The sequence below is a fragment of the Lyngbya sp. PCC 8106 genome, assembly GCF_000169095.1.
In the GTDB taxonomy this organism is placed as follows: domain Bacteria; phylum Cyanobacteriota; class Cyanobacteriia; order Cyanobacteriales; family Microcoleaceae; genus Capilliphycus.
In genome coordinates, this window is sequence record NZ_AAVU01000061.1 from 12655 (window position 1) to 31933 (window position 19279).

Here is a 19279-nt window from a genome sequence, read left to right on the forward strand (position 1 = left end):
TGGCTACAAATATACATCATCTTAATCCAATTCATTCTATCTTTTTTGGGCGCGTAGGGGCGCAAGGCTTGCGCCCGGACGAGGAATTTAGGGAATTTTTTAACTTGATTCGGTCAACTGTTGGTCAAATGTCGGTAAAATAATTCTGCTGTGATGCGATCGCCTGTAAATGTCTACCTCCACCCCTTGCCCCTTTCCCCCCGAAGAAATCGCCGACGAAGGCATCAAACCCGACGAATACCAAGAAATCGTTAACCGCCTCGGACGCCACCCCAACAAAGCGGAATTAGGGATGTTTGGGGTAATGTGGAGTGAACACTGCTGCTACAAAAACTCCCGACCCCTGTTAAAACAATTCCCCACGACGGGAGACCGGATTTTAGTCGGCCCCGGTGAAAATGCGGGTGTGGTAGACTTTGGAGAAGGCTTACAACTAGCGTTTAAAATCGAATCCCATAATCACCCTTCAGCAGTTGAACCCTTCCAAGGCGCTGCAACCGGAGTCGGTGGGATTTTACGAGATATTTTTACAATGGGGGCGCGTCCCATCGCCGTTTTAAACTCGCTGCGCTTTGGTTCCCTCGATGACGCCCGGACTCGAACCCTGTTTAACGGTGTTGTTTCAGGAATTGCCCATTATGGCAACTGTTTCGGTGTCCCGACTGTGGGCGGTGAAGTGTATTTTGACCGGGCCTACACCGGAAATCCCCTGGTAAACGCGATGGCGATTGGTTTGATGGAAACGTCGGAAATTGTTAAATCGGGGGCTTCTGGGGTCGGGAATCCAGTGCTGTACGTCGGTTCGACAACCGGACGGGATGGCATGGGGGGGGCCAGTTTTGCCAGCGCCGAACTCAGCGAGGAATCTATCGAAGACCGTCCGGCGGTACAAGTGGGCGACCCGTTTTTAGAGAAATCCTTGGTTGAAGCCTGTTTGGAGGCGTTTAAAACCGGGGCGGTTGTCGCAGCCCAAGATATGGGGGCGGCTGGAATTACTTGTTCGACTGCGGAAATGGCGGCAAAAGGGGGTGTTGGGATTGAATTAGACTTAGATAAAATTCCGGTTCGGGAAACGGGAATGGTGCCTTATGAATATCTGTTATCTGAGTCTCAGGAACGAATGTTATTTGTGGGGAAAAAAGGACGGGAACAGGAATTAATTGATATTTTTCATCGTTGGGGACTGCAAGCAGTTGTGGCGGGAACCGTTATCGAAGAATCGATTGTGAGAATATTATTTCAAGGAGAAATTGCCGCAGAAATTCCAGCAACCGCTTTAGCAGATAATACCCCAATTTATCATCGGGAACTGTTAGCCGAACCGCCCGAATATGCCCGCAAAGCTTGGGAATGGACGGAGGATTTATTACCGCCCTGTACGGTTTCGGGAATTCACGTTAATAATGAGTTTAAAACCTGGAATAACATTTTACTCGCGTTGTTAGATACGCCCAGTATTGCGTCTAAACGTTGGATTTATCGACAATATGATCATCAAGTTCAAAATAACACAGTGATGTTACCCGGCGGCGGAGATGCGGCTGTTGTGCGGTTACGTCCAGTTAATTATTTTGAAAATCAAACAATAGAAAATCAGCCCAAAGTAGACTATAAACGGGGCGTTGCAGCGACGGTTGATTGCAATTCTCGCTATGTTTATTTGAATCCCTATGAAGGGGCGAAAGCGGTGGTTGCAGAAGCGGCGAGAAACCTGAGTTGTGTGGGTGCCGAACCTGTTGCTGTTACCGATAATTTGAATTTTGGTAGTCCTGAAAAACCTGTGGGATATTGGCAACTTGCTGAGGCTTGTCGCGGTATTTCTGAGGCTTGTGGAGAGTTTTCAACGCCTGTAACAGGGGGTAATGTTTCCCTTTATAATGAAACGCTAGATGCTGAGGGAAAACCCCAAGCGATTTATCCAACTCCGGTGATTGGAATGGTAGGATTAGTTAATGATATTTCTCAAACTTGTGGGTTGGCTTGGCAAACGGAAGGCGATATTATTTATCTGTTGGGATTGGGTCAGTTTGAAGCGGAAGAAGGGGAAAATGATGCCAGACTAAGTTTAGGCGCTTCGGAATATTTAGCCCAAATTCATCATACAATTGCCGGAAAACCTCCAGAAGTTGATTATGAGATTGAACGAAAAGTGCAAGCGGTTTGTCGGGAAGGAATTCGTCAAAATTGGGTAAATTCCGCCCATGATTCTGCTGAGGGTGGGTTAACAATTGCGTTGGCGGAATGTTGTATTAATGGGGAGAAAGGGGCGACAATTCATTTGGGAATAGATTCGCTTTTACAACGCCGTTGGGATAGGATTTTGTTTGCGGAAGGTGGGGCGAGAATTTTGGTTTCCGTGAGTCCCGAACAACAAACCAATTGGGAAAATTATCTTCAAGAACAGTTGGGAGAAAAGGGGGAATTTTGGCATAATTTAGGTAAGGTTGAAGGAGGTTCGGCGCCGTTGAAAATATTAGCAGGAGATGAGTTAACGTTAGTTGAAATGGGAGTAACAAAAATGAAAGACTGTTATTTCAATGCAATTGAACGACGGATGCACCTGTAAAAAAAGTTCGTTGTTGGGCTTCAGCCTCTATTTATTATGCGCTGAAGCGCAACAACAAACTAATTTAAGGCTGGTTGTTGGGATGGACGCCCTATATTATCTGGTGCCGCATCACAACAACAGCGCAACTATGAACTTAGGAATTAATCCGCAATTTGATAACGATTTGTTCGCTAGCTGAACTCGGAACTTTCCAGGTTTGTAGGCGTTTATGAATTAGCTTAATTACCGCTTTTTCTTTCAGCGTAGAAGCTTTTTCATTCAGTACAACCCGCTTAACACGACCGTCTTTAACTTGCAGTTCAAACACCAATTCACCCTTGAAACCATCGGGGATTTTGAAGGTTTGTAAGTGTTGGGTTAATGCTTGAATTCCCGCCTCATCCAATCCCGTAGTTTCTGTTATTTCAATTGCAGAATAAAGACTAGATGAACGCTGCTCGTAACTAATACTTTCAGGTGCAAAACAACGCAATGAAAGCTCCGCAGATTCTAAATCATCGTCATCAATTGAATAAGCCCGAGCCATTCGTCGTCGGGGTTGCATAGATTGTAAACTCGGGGCATAAGCAACTGGGGACATAGCCCGATAACTAACACCTTCCGGCATCTCTAGGGGAACTTCAACAGAAATATTCTGCTGGTTTGTGTCAACCCGAACGTCATCGCTAACCGCTACAAATGCGGTATATTGAGACAACAATTGATAGGTTAAAGCGGTGTCTGTAACCGCCTCTACATCCGATGTCGTCTCGTAACCTAACATCTGATTTGTCAGGTGTTTAATGCGTTGTCGTCCCCACAATTGGGCGATGGCTACATTTCCCGTATTTGAGAAATCAATGGAAAAGGTTTGTTCGTAGGGGTTGCCATTGGCAATTTTTCCGGTAACTTTTAAATTACCCGCAGCAGAATCAACTTTTCGCCCAAACAATACTAAAGGCTGTTCGGCAAATAAATCGGGGGCAATTTCGGGGTAAATTTCGGGGGTTTCTCCGTTACCTTCCCAGTGAATATTAATGTCAGTTAAAACGGGATTGTTAATTTGTCGGAAGAACTTTTCAGCGACTTTTTGAGTCGATTCATTCTGACGAACAACCCGAGAAATTCCCCGACCAATTTCGGCTATGCGATTAATTAAAAACCGATTCACTGAACTTCCCACGCCAAAACTATGCAGGCGATTTCCCGGTTTCAAGTTGTCTTGAACTTCCGATAAAATGGCATTTTCATTGCCAATATATCCATCGGTTAACAGCACAATACTCCGCAACCGTCCGGTAAGTTCGGGGAATTTTAACACTTCCCGAATTCCATTCAAGAGTTCCGTTCCGCCATTAGCCCGTAATTGATTAATATAATGGATGGCGAGGCTGCGGTTTTCGGGACTGTTGGCTAAGGGGGTTTCTGAAAGTGTGCAGGTTGTATGGGCAAAATCCATAATGTTGAAGGTATCATTTGGATTTAACCCGTTAATAAATCGCCGCATTAACTCCTGACATTTGAACAGAGGATCGCCCTGTTGTGAACCGGATGTATCCATCAAAAACAGAACGTCTTTGGCGACAATTTCATCGGTTTTGTACTCTATTGCGGGAATGAAATACAAAGCAAAATGTCCGCCTCGTTCGTCGCTTTGGGTTAATACGGTTGTTTGGGTATTGTCTCCAGAAACTTGATAGCGAAGAATTAAATCTTTGTTGGGAATGGTGTCTTCGTTGTCAAGTTTAACGGTAACAATTTCGCCGTTTTCTGTGATGTTAATTTGATGGGAAGTTGAACGAACTTGGGAAATGGGTAAACCCGCATGAATTTCAACGGTTACGCCGATATCTTGACCCGAACGTGTCCCCTCCGGAACGATGGGAGGAGTGATTTTAGACGCATCAGGAACTTGGTCTGTATCCCCACTTTGATCAATGTTTTCACCGGGAATATAACGCGGCCCAACGACCATCGGAAAGACAAATTCATAGTCGCCTTGTTCAAATTTCAGGCTGTCACTATAGCGAATAATCACTTCAATTTCTTCGCCCGGTTTGATATTGGCTAAAGATTGGGTAAAGATATTATCTCGCTGCTGTTCAAGTAAGCCTGCTGTACGTCCTTGGCGTTTTGCGGTTGCGTAAATTTGTTGGGCTTCAAATCGTTTTTTGATATCGCCTTTGATGATGCGATCGCCGATTTTGATCTCCATTTGATCGACTGCGGCTTCATCCGGTAAAGGAAAAGTGTAAACCGCCTCCATCGGTTGGGTTAAAGGATTTTCAAAACTTTGTTTAACTTCAACCCGAGATAAATTTCCGGAAATGTGGGCGAAGACTTCAGTATGTTTGAGAGGAAAGGTTAAAGAAATATTATCAGGAGATTTGGCAGTAATTCCGCCGATAGGGGGTGAGGATGCTGTCACAGGAGTAGTCCTCCAAACTTTAATGATTTACAGCGTTTTGTTAGACTTCAGATTCAAATTTCGATTTTTCGGAAGTAAATGACCCTGGTTTGAATTAAATTTTGTTAAGTCCCGAAGAATGCTTAGGAATTGATATGGATTTTGAGGGTCAAGAGGTCACAGTCACCGGGGGGAACTTGCCAATCTTTGAGCGAGTTTTGAATCATTTTGATGATCGTTTTTTTATTAAGTGTAGAGGCTTCTTCATCCCATATTACTCTCCTAATGCGTTCTTTTTTAACTTGTAATTCAAACACCAACTCACCCATAAATCCGTCAGGAATTTCGAGATTTTTTAAATGATTTTTCAACGAGTCAACTCCTTCTTCATCTAATCCGGTAACATCAATCACCTCAAGAGGGCCAGCCATTGCTGACAAAGATGAATATTTCAGCAACCAATCTCTAGTCCTTGACCAGTCTGCAAAGCAGACATCAGTGGCGCTCATAAAAGATACAGGCATAAACAAAGACCTCATTTATTCACGGTTGCTAACGATAGTCGGGGTCTGAGTGACCAATCTGGACATCACAGATCCTCCCTAATTCCAATATTCACAACCTATTGTGAGATATCAAGCTAAAATCGTTATTTTTAGTAAACAAACTTGCTGAAAATGGTTAATTTTTATTACGTTTGTCCCTCTCATTCTAGCATCAATCACTGATAACAGAGGGATTAGAACCGTCCCACCGGTCAAAGATATTTGAAAACTGTCAACTTAATCTAGCACAATGACTAAATAGGGCATTGACTGGCATTGGCGAAAGGACACTTATGTATATTTACACCACCCCTCGGTTTGATGAACAAGCGAGGCAACACGGCATTCAAAGTCAGGTGGCGGAACTTTTGGTCGCAATCAAGACTCAAGGGATTACTGCTGTAGAAGCTTTGTTTGAACGCAATTATCCTTATTTGAAGCGACCTGTCCGCAATTTGCGACTGGTGGGGAAAATTCGGCGAGTCGATAATTGGGAAGTGTTGTGTCTACTGGAAGTGTTCACCCGAGGAGGCAAAGAATACGAAGCGTTTCTGAGAAATCCCGAAGAATACGGTCAACTCCACCTCGAACCTGCTGTGAATTCTCAACAGTTGGCTGTTAGTTTAAATGCCCAACGAGAAGAACAGCATCTCGTTACCCGTCGTCAACCCTTACCCGATAAACTCTATCATCTTTGGCTAGAACGTCCGAGTTGGGCAAGAAATACGGCTGATATTATTATCTGTGAAAGTGAAGTTTGGGTGAATCAATTTAAACAGCGAGATATTCAACTTCAATGGAAAACTTACCATGAGATTATTACAAATTTAGTGGGAGATAGTCAGTTTAATAATGGAATTCGCCGCCATGAGACTGACTGGTTAAATATTTATCTCTGTGGAAACCCGAGTGAACATCGCTATATTTTGTATAGTTTAGTGAAAACTGTTGATCTTCCCCATCGAAATGTGTTGTTTTTGTTGGCAACTTTTGATCGAGATCCAGTATTAACTGAACTGGCAGAAGTAGGTCAAGCCACTCATGTTTTTACCTCTCAAAATACCCAAACTCTGTTTTCTCAAAATGTCACTTTTGATAATTTATCTCGCTATACTCGTCGTTCTTATCCCGGTTATTTGATTTTAGATGGAGACGTTTGGCTAGAACTTGAACAAGAAGCGGGGATTAATTTAGCCCTTTCGGTGGAAGAAGAAGAAATTCTCCATGAACTTTCGACGGCTGAACATAATACTCATTCTTTACCTGTTTTTATTAATGGACGGGCAGGCAGTGGTAAGTCAACAATGTTGGTTTATTTATTTGCCGATTATTGCGATCGCTATCAAAAATATTATCTACAAAACAAACCCCAGAAAGAGCAAAATCTTTTTAATCCTTTGTTTTTAACCTATAATGAAAAATTACTTTCCAAAGCCCAAGAAGCGGTTGAAAAACTTTTAAACAATCATCATAAATATGTTCTAGAAACCAATAATTTTCAAGACGAAAAACCTCTAATTAATGATTGTTTTCAGTCCTTCCAACAATTTTTACTGAATCAACTTCCGGCTGAAGATAGCATCCACTTTGATCCTGATAAATATATTTCCTTTTACGATTTTCGCCAACATTGTAGTCGTAGATATAGCCGTTATTCTCCCGAGTTATGTTGGCATATTATTCGCACGTTTATCAAAGGATATACCCTCACAGGTCAACAAGAAGGGTATATGACTCCAGAAGATTATGAAGAAGTTCCGAGACGAGAAAGAACCATTTCTCCGGAGATTTTTCAAGCGATTTATAAACAAGTTTGGTCTTGGTATCATCAACTCACAACCCGAGAAGGATATTGGGATGATCAAGACCTAATTCGCAAAGTTTTAGATTTACACTGTTTTGAGTCTAAATATACAGCTATTTTCTGTGATGAAGCCCAAGATTTTACTAAGTTAGAATTGCGGTTAATTATGCAGTTATCCGCCTTTTCACAATGCGATTTATATCCTCCGGTTCACAGTTTACCTTTTGCATTTGCGGGTGATCCATTTCAAACGTTAAATCCAACAGGGTTTCGTTGGGATAGTGTCAAAGCTACTTTTTTCGATCAAGTGATTGCAGTTCTCGATCCAAGTAATCAGTTAAATTTGAACATGACTTTTTATGAACTAGAGTCCAATTATCGTTCTAGTTTATCTATTGTTAAAGTCACGAATTTAATTCATTTATGGAGACATCTTTTATTTCAAATTCAGGAACTAAAACCCCAAGCCGCTTGGCAACCTTACACCGACTCTAGTGAACCGCAAAAGTTTATTTTTGGTCAACGAGGATTTTCTGTAGAGGCTTTGAAATATCATGTCAAAAAATCTCCTATTTTTATTGTTCCTTGTGAAGCAGGAGGTGAACTTCAATATGTTAAAAATGATCAATTTCTGGCGAGTTTATTTCCGCAAGTGAATGAAGAAAATCCGCCTAAAAATGTTTTAAGTGCAATTCAAGCAAAAGGATTAGAATTTCCCTTAGTAATATTATATAAATTTGGCGAACAATTTTCCCAAGAATTTCAGCGTCCAATTTGGGATTATTTAGGCAATCAAGAAGATCATCCGTTAGAGTTAGAATACTTTTTTAATAAACTCTATGTAGCGGCGAGTCGAGGAATGTCTGACTTGATTGTTATTGATACAGAAGCCGGAGATCATTTCTTATGGCAATATGCTACTTGTGATCAGACTCATAACCTAGATAATTGGTTACAACAAGCTGAAGATCAAACCCTTTGGGAAACGGCGATTGGTGGATTTCGTTGGGGTGATAATTTAGGAGGATTAGATCGAGATAATCGAGAGTCTCAGGCGAAAGAATTTGCAGAAAATGGACGCAGCCAAAAAGATGCAACCTCTCTGCGACGCGCTCAACAATTTTACAGCGAATTAGGCAACTTAGAACAAGCAGATTTATGTCAAGCTTGGGCGTTGAAATTTGAGAAACAATTTCGTGCAGCCGGAATCCTCTTTTTACAACGAGGAAAACACAAAGAAGCCTGGAGTTGTTTTTGGGAAGGAACCTGTTGGCACGCTTTAATGGATTGGTATCAACAATTTCCAGAACAACAATCTCTAGAACGTTTTCTGGCAGAATTTATGGCACAAACCCCGAAAACTCTCGAAACGGTTCAAACCTTTACTAACTTTTTAGAAGACAATTTAACAAATCGGTTACTTGTAGAAAATCGCCTGGTTAAACCCTGGAAAGTCACTATACAAGAGTATAGTCGTCAAATTCGTAATTTAATCCGAGAAAAAAACTTAAAAAAAGAGAACTGGCAACGATTTGGTGATATCTTAGAAGGGTTAGATGAAGCCAAATATCATGGATTACTAGAACTCGCAGGAGATTGTTTTTATCGCGCTCAAAATCTCAGACGGGCGGTGCGGTGTTGGCGCGAAAGTGGGGCGACAAAAAAACGAGAATATAATCTCGCTGAAGCCGAATTACTGGGCTTTCCTGAAGGATTTCCTTACCTAGAAAAAGTCGGCGATTATCAACGAATTGTCAAAGAGTGGGAAAATGCAGGAAAACCGGGAACACAACAATGGTTGAAGTATATTGACTGCATCGGAAAAGCGTTAGAAAAACAACATCGACAGAAAGATTGGGTTGAATATTTGATTAGAACAAAACGTTGGGTTGATGCGATCACTGCGATTGAAAAATCTCCGAAACCTGAAGCGATTAAGTTTAGATTTGAGATCGTTCGACAATTAGCCCGTTCGAGTTTAACTGCCGAACAAGCGCGAGAATTTCGCAGTCGATATATTAATCTGATTGAAAAAGTATTATCTCATTCTCTGTGGCAAAAATATCTTTCTATCGAAGAAATTGGCATCGCTTTAGAACGAGTTGGAGAATTAGTTCCCACGCTCAGATTTTACGAAAAATTTGTCAATTCTGATCAACCCCAATTGAGTCAATTTGCCCGTAAACGATGGATAGCCACGAAATTAAAACAACAAGATTATGCTCAGGTTGCTGAACCGAAAAGAGCCGCAGAAATCGCCCGAGAAATTGCTCGCAAAGCCTATGATTGGGTGATAATTCCAGGGGAAATTTCAGCCGAACCGCCCCGTTTAGAGGTGCAGGGAACTTTAACACCGACACCGGGAAAAGAGGAAGAAAAACCGACTTCTGCTGTATCTGATGATGATGTCGGGATTGTGGGATTACCACCGGGAACAAAAATTAAACTGATTGATAGTGAAATTAAAATTTACAGTTTCCACATTGCTCATCTAGAGGTGAAGCGAGTTCGACAGGGATTAAATCTTTGGGTATTGCTTCGAGATACTGACACCTTATCGGAGTTGCAAGTTACAATTGATCGCAAACGCAGTCGAATTAAAGTCGGAAATGTGATGATTGATGCTTTTGATGGTCATCAACTTCGTTTTAGTAGTCCAGAGAGAGACTATAAAGGAATCGTGTTCTACAGTCGTGAACAGCCCCGGATTGAATTGCAAATTCGAGGAATCGCGAACAAAATTTACCTTTAAAATATAAATGAAGAAGCAATCTCAACTGCAATTGCGGCATTTTTCTCTACAATTGAGATGAGATTGACAATCATTGTTTACTTACACTAAAGGTTGATTCTGCTCATGTCCGAGTCGTTTTCCTATCAATCCATCCCGGAAATTACAGTTGAAGAGTTAGCGCACCGTCTACAAGCGGAGTCAGCTAAAAACCTACAACTGGTGGACGTTCGTGAACCTCAAGAGGTAGAAATGGCACAGGTTGATGGATTTCTCAACCTACCCTTGAGCGAATTTAGCCAGTGGTCTGAGCAAATTCACAGTCGCTTAGATCTCGAAAAGGAAACCCTGGTCATGTGTCATCATGGAATGCGATCGGCTCAAATGTGTCAGTGGTTAATGCGTCAGGGATTCACTAACGTCAAAAATATCGCCGGAGGAATTGATGCTTATTCCATCCTCGTTGATCCTGATGTTCCTCGGTATTAATTGAGAGAACACCGGATCAGTTTTTCCTGAACTTCTCACCTCACGACTCCCCTCCCGTGCTAAATTTGTGATTTTCAGTAACAATACAATAGGTACAAATTCTTCACTCTTTGATCAATAAGTTCTTTCATTATGCTTCTTGAGCAGCGTTCACAAACAAAAACCCAATCTAAACCGCCGTCTGAGCTTAACCTAGACTATGACTTAGCCATTGTCGGTGGCGGTATTGTCGGGGTGACTCTCGCCTGTGGACTCAAAAACTCTCCTCTGAGGGTGGTTTTGATTGAACCCCAACCGAAAGCGATCGCCATTCGTCGCCGACAAGCCTACGCCCTGACGCTGCAAACCGGACGCATTCTGCAAGGAATTGGGGTCTGGGACGAAATTTTACCCAAAATTACCACTTTTGATCAGATTAGTCTCAGCGACAGTGATCATCCCCATGTGGTTCACTTTAAACCTGAAGATCTCGGGACTGAGGGGTTGGGCTATGTCGGTGAACATTCGGTGATTTTAACCGCAATGCACGATTTTCTCGACTCCTGTGAAAACGTCTCTTGGCTTTGTCCGTCTCAAGTGGTTAATGTCAATTATCAGCCGGATTTTGCCGAAATTGAGGTTGAAGCGGAAGGAAAGACTCAAACTCTGCGAACTCAGTTGGTGATCGCTGCTGATGGTTCGCGATCGCCATTGCGTCAAGCGGTGGGAATTTCGACTTATGGCTGGAAATATTGGCAGTCTTGCATCGCCATGACTATCAAAGCTGAGAAATCTCACAACAATGTCGCCTTTGAACGGTTTTGGCCGAGTGGCCCGATGGGGGTGTTACCTTTACCGGGAAACCGTTGTCAGGTGGTGTGGACGGCACCTCACGCAGAAGCCCAAGCGTTGAAAGATCTCGATGAAAAAGCGTTTTTAGAGTTGCTAGAATATCGCACAGGCGGGCTTTTGGGTCGTTTGGAGTTGGAAAGCGATCGCTTTGTGTTCCCGGTGCAATTGATGCAAAGTGCGCGGTATATTCAACCCCGACTGGCTTTGGTGGGTGATGCGGCTCATTGTTGTCATCCGGTCGGTGGCCAGGGTTTAAATATGGGTGTTCGCGATGCTGGGGCGTTGGCTCAAGTCCTCCGTCAAGCGGCTCAAAACGGTGAGGATATTGGACTACTTCGCGTTCTCAAACGATATGAAGGTTGGCGTCAAACTGAAAATTTAGTCATCTTAGGATTTACTGATTTTCTAGATCGAATGTTTTCTGGAAATTGGCGGCCAAAAGTTACGATTCGTCGGTGGGGATTGTGGAGTTTGCAGAAGCTTAAACCGTTGCGATATTTAGCGTTACGCCTGATGACGGGGTTATTGGGTCGCTCAATTCATCCTCAACATTAACGTTTTGTTCTCTACTCTTTTGATCGTTTTATTGTGTTCCATAGTCGTCGAGATTTTCTCAAAAAATCAAGTTATTTAAGTACATTTTTACTGTTGGGAGGGTTTAGAGAATATTCTCAGTCTGCTCAGATTTTAGAAATACTCAATTCAACTTCTCTACATTCATTTACTCTACAATTAGACTGGAAATATAATGTACAATTTGCGGGTGTGTTACTCGCAGATTATTATCAACTTTACCAAAAAGAGGGATTAAAAATCAACATTCAACCCTGGGATTTTGGTCTTGATATCTTAGATGTTGTTGCCGAAAATCCAACAATTTTAGGGTGTGCTGAACAAGATGTAATTTTAGCTGCACAAGCTGCCGGAAAACCCATCAAAGCCATTGCTACCATGTTTCAAACCTCGCCTTTGGGTTTGATGTCAATGCCTGATAATAATATCACATCTTTGCATGATTTAGTGGGGAGAACAGTGGGTATTCATGGGGATACTCAAAAAGTGATGGACTTAGTGATGGGGTTCAGTCAACTTTCCTCAGATGAGATTAAAGTTATTGATATTTCCTACGATGAAAAATACGATAAATTGTTAACCGGAGAAGTCGATGCCATCCAATGTTATCTCGTCGATGAACCGATAGGCTTTGCTTACGAAACTGGAATTGAACCCATAGTTATTCGTTTGAGTGATTATGGTTATGATGCTTACGTTCAGACAATTTTTGCTCATTCTTCTTTGTTAGAGACTCAACGAGAACAGGTGCAAGCGTTTCTAAAAGCAACATTTCAAGGTTGGAAAATTGCTCTAGAAAATATTCCCCAGGCGGCTAAAATTGTTGTCGAAAATTATGTTAATCCTAAAAGTAAATACAACAATTTAGACTATCAAACTCAATCCTTAAAATTAATTTCAAACTATATTACTTCGGGAAAACGTTTAGACCAACCTCTGGGTTTAATTTCACCCGAACGTTGGCAAAGTATGACAAAACGTTTAGTTCAATATCATATTATTCAAACCGCCCCGAACCTCTCCGATTCTCTCGATTTATCCCTGTGGTCAGTCTAAATTATCCTCTACTGTGATAGGAGGAATCCTGTCTCAGCAAGTCGAGTCGTAGAACGAAGAATCCCCGTTGTTTACGACCGGGAGTGTCAAATATGGCTTTTAACTTTTAACTTCTGAGTCTTTTAATTAGTCGGTTCGGGCGCTTCTTCGGTATTTTCCACCGCTTCTGGCTGAGGTTCACTCTGAGATTCACTCTGAGTCTGGCTTGGAGTCTCAGAAGTAGCGTCTTCAGTTGCAGGAGGAGTCACAACACCTGCGGCTTGTTGAATCTGGTCTTTATAGGGTGCCGGGGCTAAGTCTGAAGCTTTTCCAAATAAGGGTTCTGCTTCTTCGAGATTCCCTTGATCTTTGAGAACGATAGCTTTAGCGAGAACGGGACGAAAATCTTCTTGATTATTCCGAATCGCTTCATCATAGATCGCGATCGCTTCATCGTAGCGTTTTTGTTCGGCGTAGACTTGGCCAAGAATCAACTGCACAGAAGTCTCATCAATCGTACCCGGTTGAGCTTGATTAGCTTGTGGAGCGGCTTTAATTGTATCTTGTAATAATCCAATAGCAGCTTCCGGGCGTTTTTGAGTCAGCAGCAAATTGACTAAACCTTGTAGGGCTTGAATTTGTCCGGGTTGTTGAGTGAGAATTTGACGATAGGTTTGGGCTGCACCTTCGAGATCGCCCGTATATTGTTGAGATTGAGCGAGTAGGATGCTATATTCATTTGTCTCCGGATTCATTTGGGAAAGTTTTTGCAAAGGCTCGACAACATCCTTCACATCGCCCTGACCCATGCTGATTAATTCTAATTTAGCTTGTAGAAATCCTCGCAGAGCCGTTTCATTATCAGGTTCTCGCTGCAAAACCAATTCATAGCCTCGCGCTTGAGCCTCTAAATCTGCTTGTTTGGCTTGAGCCGTTTGAGCTGGGGTGGGCGTAGTTTGAGTGTTAGAACGGTTCGCTCCGAGTAGACTCCCAATAATCGGCCCCATAGAGAATCCGACAAAAGCAATCAGAGACAGAACCAATATGACACCAATAAACCCACGACGTTTGTCCACCATAAAAATTAAACCCCTGCGATCTCAGCAGCTACAGATATTCAGCTCTAAAGTTGGATAAAGCAACTTATGCCTTGCAGCTAATATAGTAGCAGACCCATCACTTAAAATATCTATCAATTAACATTGATCAAAGGTATTTGCTGAGTAGAGGTTTGTCAAAAGCATTCGGATTTCTCCGTTCAGCAAATGGATTCAGTAAAATAGGCAAATCGACAAAACTTTGATATTGGTAGCCTGCGACTTCAACTTAGTCCACTGACCATCGTTTACAAGCAACAGTTCTGTCGAGTTTTCTGCCCCGTATCCTAAACTGTATAGGAGTCGGAGAACAGTTCTAAACCGTCTCCTCTCCGTCGATGGGTCACAGTTCAATGTCAAACTTCAACTCAGTGTCTCTGACCGGGTTGTGTATTCACTGAATATTTTAATATTCCTCCCAAATGGGATGTGTGTGTGCTGCTATCAGGTTCTATGAGTCCTTCTCCGAATCGATCCTCCCAAATGCCTAATTCCTCCCAATCTCATCCGGTTCAATCCAGCGAGCCTGCCGTTGATATGTCCGAAGATCTGCCCATGAGTGCAAAGCCAATGAGTGAGCTTCCCCCCTCGGATCAGACTGCAATATCCGAAAATTCATCTTCGGAACAGACGATTGAATCTCAATCTGAAACTTTAGTCTCCAACGACGATTCCTCTACAAACGAGGATCAGATCCTTGACGGAGCGAGTCGTCTTTGGCATCCAATCCCCCCCCCGAGTGAACCTCGACAATATCGGGCAATTGGCTTGGTTCGGGGTCGATATACCGCTTCGCAAGATCAATTTACCCAAGGAATTTTACTCACCCCAGATGGAACTGTCATTGATGCGGTTCTTCTGGGTCGAGTGATGAGTTTAGTTAAAAAACATATTGACCTTGACCAAGAGCATCTATGGGTTGTTTATCCGCGAACTCGTCAAAAACAGGATAACTTACACGTTCAGATCATGGGGGTTTGGGAACCCGAAACCCTCAAAAAAGACAATGAAAATGAAGACGATTCACCCTCTATAGAAACCCCTGATCAATCTCCCGAAACTCCCGAGGCAGTTCCAGTTGAGGCAGAAACCTTAACTCCTGAAATTGATCCCAATGCCTTACCGCAGATCGAACACGGCTATTTTTCAATTCGGGGTGAAGTCGTTTACCAGTCTCAGGATGAAGAAAAATACATTATTGTCAAGATTCGTCAATCCTCTCGAGGCGATCAAGACAAGCCCAAATTCTTTAAGCTCAAATTAGATGGTCTAGCCGGTCCCAAAGCGGTCGGTCATTTCTGGGATTTACACGTTCAGCTAGAACAAGACAATCTGGTGATTCAAGAAAGTCACGATATTGGCTTGATTCCCGTCAAAAAAGGTCGAAAACCCTTTCAAGGTCGAGGATCATACCGAGGTGGTGGAGACAGACGAGACAACTTTTCTCGTTCCTCTCGTCCTCCCGTCAAGCCCAGAACGGCAACTTCGACTTCCACTCGCTCGGGGCCAATCTCTAAGCCGATTAAGCCCAAACCCAAGACAGACAATTAATTAACTTGTTTCCTTTTCTCTTGGGTTCGATCACTTGCTTCTGTAGCCGATTCTTAGTCAAGATTGATCTGAGATCCCCAGACATCTTGGGGGATAAAGGCTCTATCCATCGGAATAGAAGCAACAGGTTCGGTGAGGGTAAACTGCCCCAATTCAATCCATTGTTTGAGTTGTTGGGCGACCTGACGAGAACGCGCTAAACTGGCTACAGGAGCAGTCCGCACGGGTTTACCCTCAATCGTAATTCGACCTTTTTTGAGTTGAGCATAACTGACTAAGCCAAACGTCGGACGAACTCGCCGAGGAATAGAGAAATCAACCACAGGGGCGACAATATCTTGATCGAGAACTGCACAATGAGCAACCACTTCTTCGCTCAATACAGGTAAAGGAATCCCCATACCAATCATTATCGATGGCCCGTAGTTTTTGAAGTAACACCCTCGTACCCAGTAGGGATTCATCTGTTTCGCGTCCCCAATTACCGCTAAGGTTGCCGCAGGGCCAATGGGGGTACGGTTGGGTAGACGCTTCTGTAACGGGAAGTGTTGAGTGCCTTCCCAGGTAATATAACCAATTCCACCCCCGAGGAAAATGCGGGTACCAATCCCGATCATTTCTAAGTCTGGATCGTTGAGAAGCGGCGACATTGCCCCTGGATTAGAATAGACGGCATTTCCTAAACGGGGTTGTAACGGCCCGAGATAGGTAAAGAGTTGGCGATCGCCTCCATTCACCCCAACTATAAAATTTTGATACAGGTTGCGAGGGTTAAATAAATAAAACTGATTAATGGTATCGCGGCTAATGGTTGTTTCTAAGGAGTTACGGGGATAACAGTCCGAGACTAATCCCGTTGAACGCAGCGAAACAGGCTTTCCAGCGATTAAATCTTCAATGACGTGACCCCCACCGCGATCGCCGGATTCATCGCCATTTTCGACGATTTGAGTGGCGCCCAGATACAAATCTACAGCCCCAAACCCACTGTAAGCCTGTACTCCATCGAGCCAACAGTTGCGAATATTAATCGGAGGATCAGTCTGTCCGAGGTTAATAATCGCCCCGGAAGATTCCATGGGTTCAAAGGTGCCAGTGGTAATCACATCAACCTCTTGAGCTACTTGAGCCACACTGGTTTCAATCACTCGGGCTTTGACTTCTTCTACCGTTAACACCACCGCAGATGAAGCGCGAATTTTATCATTAATCTCAGCGATCGTTCTCATTATTACTGATAACTGTAAACTGAAAAAATCCCACTCTTTTGGGTTTCCCATCCATCTAGAATATCTCTAATTAGGATTTCTCTGATCAAAACTTGACCATAGAGGTCTAGCCCCAAATTGAGCCGAAACAACCGCACCATGATCGAGTAACATCTGTTGGAGGAGAACACCCCAAACGGGATGATCTTTCCCGCTTTCTTTCTATTCCTTGTTCACTCTGAAAAACTGACAGAAACTTCGACGGCTTCGGCTTCTAAGCCAATATAACGGGCGCGAATGGTGGTTTTTGTTTGAACAGGCATTAACGGGGTAATCGTCCCGAGAGAGAGCAAATCTCCGGGTTTAAGGCGTATCCCTGCGGCTTTGAGGTCATCTCGTAGCCATAATACCGCTTTTAAAGGATGTCCGAGTAAAGCTGAACTTTCGCCCTGGGCTAATTCTTGTCCACTTTCATCGAACAGAATCACTTGAATATTGCCTAAGCGTTTTTCCCATTCTGATGTAGCAGCCAGAGGGATAGGTTTACCCAAGACTCCTAAACGCGCACCGACATTAACGGCAACTAAAGCGGCAGCATTCAGCTTAACATCGCTTTGATACATTAAATCGGGCAGTTCAATAAAAGGAATCACCGCATCTAAACCCGCAAGCGCTTCTTGAGATGTCGTGGCTTCGTTAATTCGATCATCACCGACTCGAACCATTAAGTCCGCTTCAAATAGAGGTCTAGCCCCAAACTGAGCCGAGACAACAGCGCCATTATCGAGTAACATCTGTTGGAGGAGAACACCCCGCACGGGATGAGAAACATTGAAGCTTTGTTGGGCAATGGGGCTTGTCAGTCCAGCTTTGTAACCCACCACTGGGCCTAAATGAGAGATGAGGGCTTGAACAAATTCTTTTTGCAGGGAAATCGCCTGTTCTAGCGTCATATCCTCACTTAACGCAGCAAGAGGTTCACGTTTTAGGTAGGTATTTGCTAATTGTTGCGCTAAACTGGAGTCTGTGGAAATTATTTCGGTGAAGAGGAGATCACATTCTCGTTTTGAGGGGAACGACACGCTATCCGATGTCGAGGTTTTGTGAGGAGAGCAAATGGCGTTCGCCCAGTTTATACAAACGAGTATGTTAGCAGTTGCACAAACCGTAGCAATTGAGAATCGCAACCCCAAATTATTAACTTGAGTCAGCATTAGTTTCAACTGATGAATGAAAGTAGTGTCATTTCACTCATTGGAGTGAGGGTTTATCCCCTTGATTGGGGAAGTCACTGCTGAAGTTTTGATTTTAATCTTAGAAACAGGAATGTTTAAAGATTCTCAAGGCAACAGCATCAAAGGTGTGAGAGGATTTAACAAGAGTTTAGCACTCTTTGTTCATCTCAATTTCTCAAAATTCTGAGAAGCTGTTTCGACGAGAGCAAGTGGTTTAAGAAGAGTCATATGAATATTAAACAACTCTTTCAGTCTTTCAATCTACCCAGTCTAGGTGTAACATCTGCCTTATCAGTCGGTGTTGCCTTAACAACTTTAGCCAATGTGATTTCAGTTCGATCTACCTTAGCACTTCAACAAACCCCTGAACCTCAAGCTATTCTGATGTTGGGTGGAAATCCCAATCGAGAAGAATTTACCGCCGAATTTGCCAAAAAACATGACCATTTAGAGGTTTGGGTTTCATCGGGTGTGGATCGCCGCACTGCAACTGAGATTTTTCAACAAGCTGGAGTAGACTTAGGGCGAGTTCATCTAGATTATCGTGCCGTTGATACGGTGACAAATTTTTCAACTTTGGTTGAAGACTTGAAAAAACGAGATATTTCTCATGTTTATTTGATCACTTCAGATTTTCATATGTCTAGGGCGATGGCGATCGCCTCGATTGTATTTGGAAGTCAGGGAATTGCCTTTACCCCTGTCCCCATTCCCACGCAGGGTTATCCTTCTGAGTCAGAGGTTCGGATTGCGCGAGATGTCAGTCGGGCTGTGGTCTGGGCGTTTACAGGGTGGGCGGGAGAAAATCTCAATCCCCGTTATGCTTTACGCAGGGCGATCGCCGAACAAGATGCGGCACCTGTACCGGAACCGAGTTAAACGAATTTTACATCAAAATATTAAAAATCCCGCTCGTTGTCGAGGGGGATTTTATTGGATATATAAAAACTTTGGTCAAGCAAAAGTTCTATATATCCGTTGCCTGATGGCTTCTATCTTACATGGCGGAACCAACACCCACGTAAGAACCATAGAAGAATATACCAACAACCACTAAAACACCAGTTCCAGCAACAGTTGCTACTAACCACAAAGGAATTCGGGCTTGTCCAAACACGGTTTTTTACCTCTTATTTCAAAGCTTGACTGACGTAACGAGCAGCTCAATTGAGAATGACCTTCTAGTTAGTTAAAGAAGTAACTGGAGAATAAAATACCCAGTACA

Annotated in this window: 13 protein-coding genes; 7 read left to right on the plus strand and 6 right to left on the minus strand. The window is 43.1% G+C overall.

What is annotated here, in order from left to right:
- Window positions 1-169 precede the first annotated feature (169 nt).
- Window positions 170-2566 carry a phosphoribosylformylglycinamidine synthase subunit PurL gene (gene purL, locus L8106_RS26610; RefSeq protein WP_009787639.1) on the plus strand — a complete coding sequence of 799 codons (2397 nt, stop codon included), beginning with the start codon at window positions 170-172 and terminating at the stop codon, window positions 2564-2566.
- 136 nt (window positions 2567-2702) lie between these two features.
- On the opposite strand, the gene L8106_RS26615 is transcribed toward purL, so the two are convergent.
- Together L8106_RS26615 and L8106_RS26620 are read right to left on the minus strand one after the other, a co-directional pair.
- A complete protein-coding gene (locus L8106_RS26615; protein WP_009787640.1) occupies window positions 2703-4976 on the minus strand; it encodes a VIT domain-containing protein in 2274 nt (757 codons plus the stop codon).
- A 122-nt stretch (window positions 4977-5098) separates the two neighbouring features.
- Window positions 5099-5479: an after-VIT domain-containing protein gene (locus L8106_RS26620; RefSeq protein ID WP_198013004.1), complete on the minus strand. Its 381-nt coding sequence runs from the start codon at window positions 5477-5479 to the stop codon at window positions 5099-5101.
- Window positions 5480-5793: 314 nt separating this feature from the next.
- Here L8106_RS26620 and L8106_RS26625 point away from each other — a divergent pair, with 314 nt between their 5' ends.
- From L8106_RS26625 to L8106_RS26640, 4 genes are all read left to right on the plus strand, one after another.
- The gene (locus L8106_RS26625; RefSeq protein ID WP_009787642.1) at window positions 5794-10056 is read left to right on the plus strand and encodes a hypothetical protein; all 4263 of its coding nucleotides are present in this window, start codon (window positions 5794-5796) and stop codon (window positions 10054-10056) included.
- A 105-nt stretch (window positions 10057-10161) separates the two neighbouring features.
- Entirely contained in the window at window positions 10162-10524 is a 363-nt protein-coding gene (locus L8106_RS26630) for a rhodanese-like domain-containing protein (protein ID WP_009787643.1), read from the plus strand.
- A 132-nt stretch (window positions 10525-10656) separates the two neighbouring features.
- Window positions 10657-11910 carry an FAD-dependent hydroxylase gene (locus tag L8106_RS26635; RefSeq protein WP_009787644.1) on the plus strand — a complete coding sequence of 418 codons (1254 nt, stop codon included), beginning with the start codon at window positions 10657-10659 and terminating at the stop codon, window positions 11908-11910.
- 33 nt (window positions 11911-11943) lie between these two features.
- Window positions 11944-12984, plus strand: coding sequence for an ABC transporter substrate-binding protein (locus tag L8106_RS26640; RefSeq protein ID WP_009787645.1), 1041 nt, complete (start codon window positions 11944-11946; stop codon window positions 12982-12984).
- Between the two features lie 122 nt (window positions 12985-13106).
- On the opposite strand, the gene L8106_RS26645 is transcribed toward L8106_RS26640, so the two are convergent.
- The gene (locus L8106_RS26645; RefSeq protein ID WP_009787646.1) at window positions 13107-14042 is read right to left on the minus strand and encodes a M48 family metallopeptidase; all 936 of its coding nucleotides are present in this window, start codon (window positions 14040-14042) and stop codon (window positions 13107-13109) included.
- A 471-nt stretch (window positions 14043-14513) separates the two neighbouring features.
- Here L8106_RS26645 and L8106_RS26650 point away from each other — a divergent pair, with 471 nt between their 5' ends.
- The gene (locus tag L8106_RS26650) at window positions 14514-15611 is read left to right on the plus strand and encodes a hypothetical protein (RefSeq protein WP_009787647.1); all 1098 of its coding nucleotides are present in this window, start codon (window positions 14514-14516) and stop codon (window positions 15609-15611) included.
- A gap of 53 nt (window positions 15612-15664) precedes the next feature.
- Here the strand turns inward: L8106_RS26650 and L8106_RS26655 are convergent, their stop codons facing one another.
- Window positions 15665-16840: a homocysteine biosynthesis protein gene (locus tag L8106_RS26655; protein ID WP_009787648.1), complete on the minus strand. Its 1176-nt coding sequence runs from the start codon at window positions 16838-16840 to the stop codon at window positions 15665-15667.
- A gap of 212 nt (window positions 16841-17052) precedes the next feature.
- Window positions 17053-18033: a 2-keto-4-pentenoate hydratase gene (locus tag L8106_RS26660; protein ID WP_156803838.1), complete on the minus strand. Its 981-nt coding sequence runs from the start codon at window positions 18031-18033 to the stop codon at window positions 17053-17055.
- 249 nt (window positions 18034-18282) lie between these two features.
- Between L8106_RS26660 and L8106_RS26665 the strand changes: the two genes are divergently transcribed.
- A complete protein-coding gene (locus tag L8106_RS26665; protein ID WP_009787652.1) occupies window positions 18283-18933 on the plus strand; it encodes a YdcF family protein in 651 nt (216 codons plus the stop codon).
- Window positions 18934-19051: 118 nt separating this feature from the next.
- Here the strand turns inward: L8106_RS26665 and L8106_RS31105 are convergent, their stop codons facing one another.
- Window positions 19052-19171, minus strand: coding sequence for a photosystem II reaction center protein J (locus L8106_RS31105; protein WP_071941454.1), 120 nt, complete (start codon window positions 19169-19171; stop codon window positions 19052-19054).
- Between the last annotated feature and the right edge of the window lie 108 nt (window positions 19172-19279).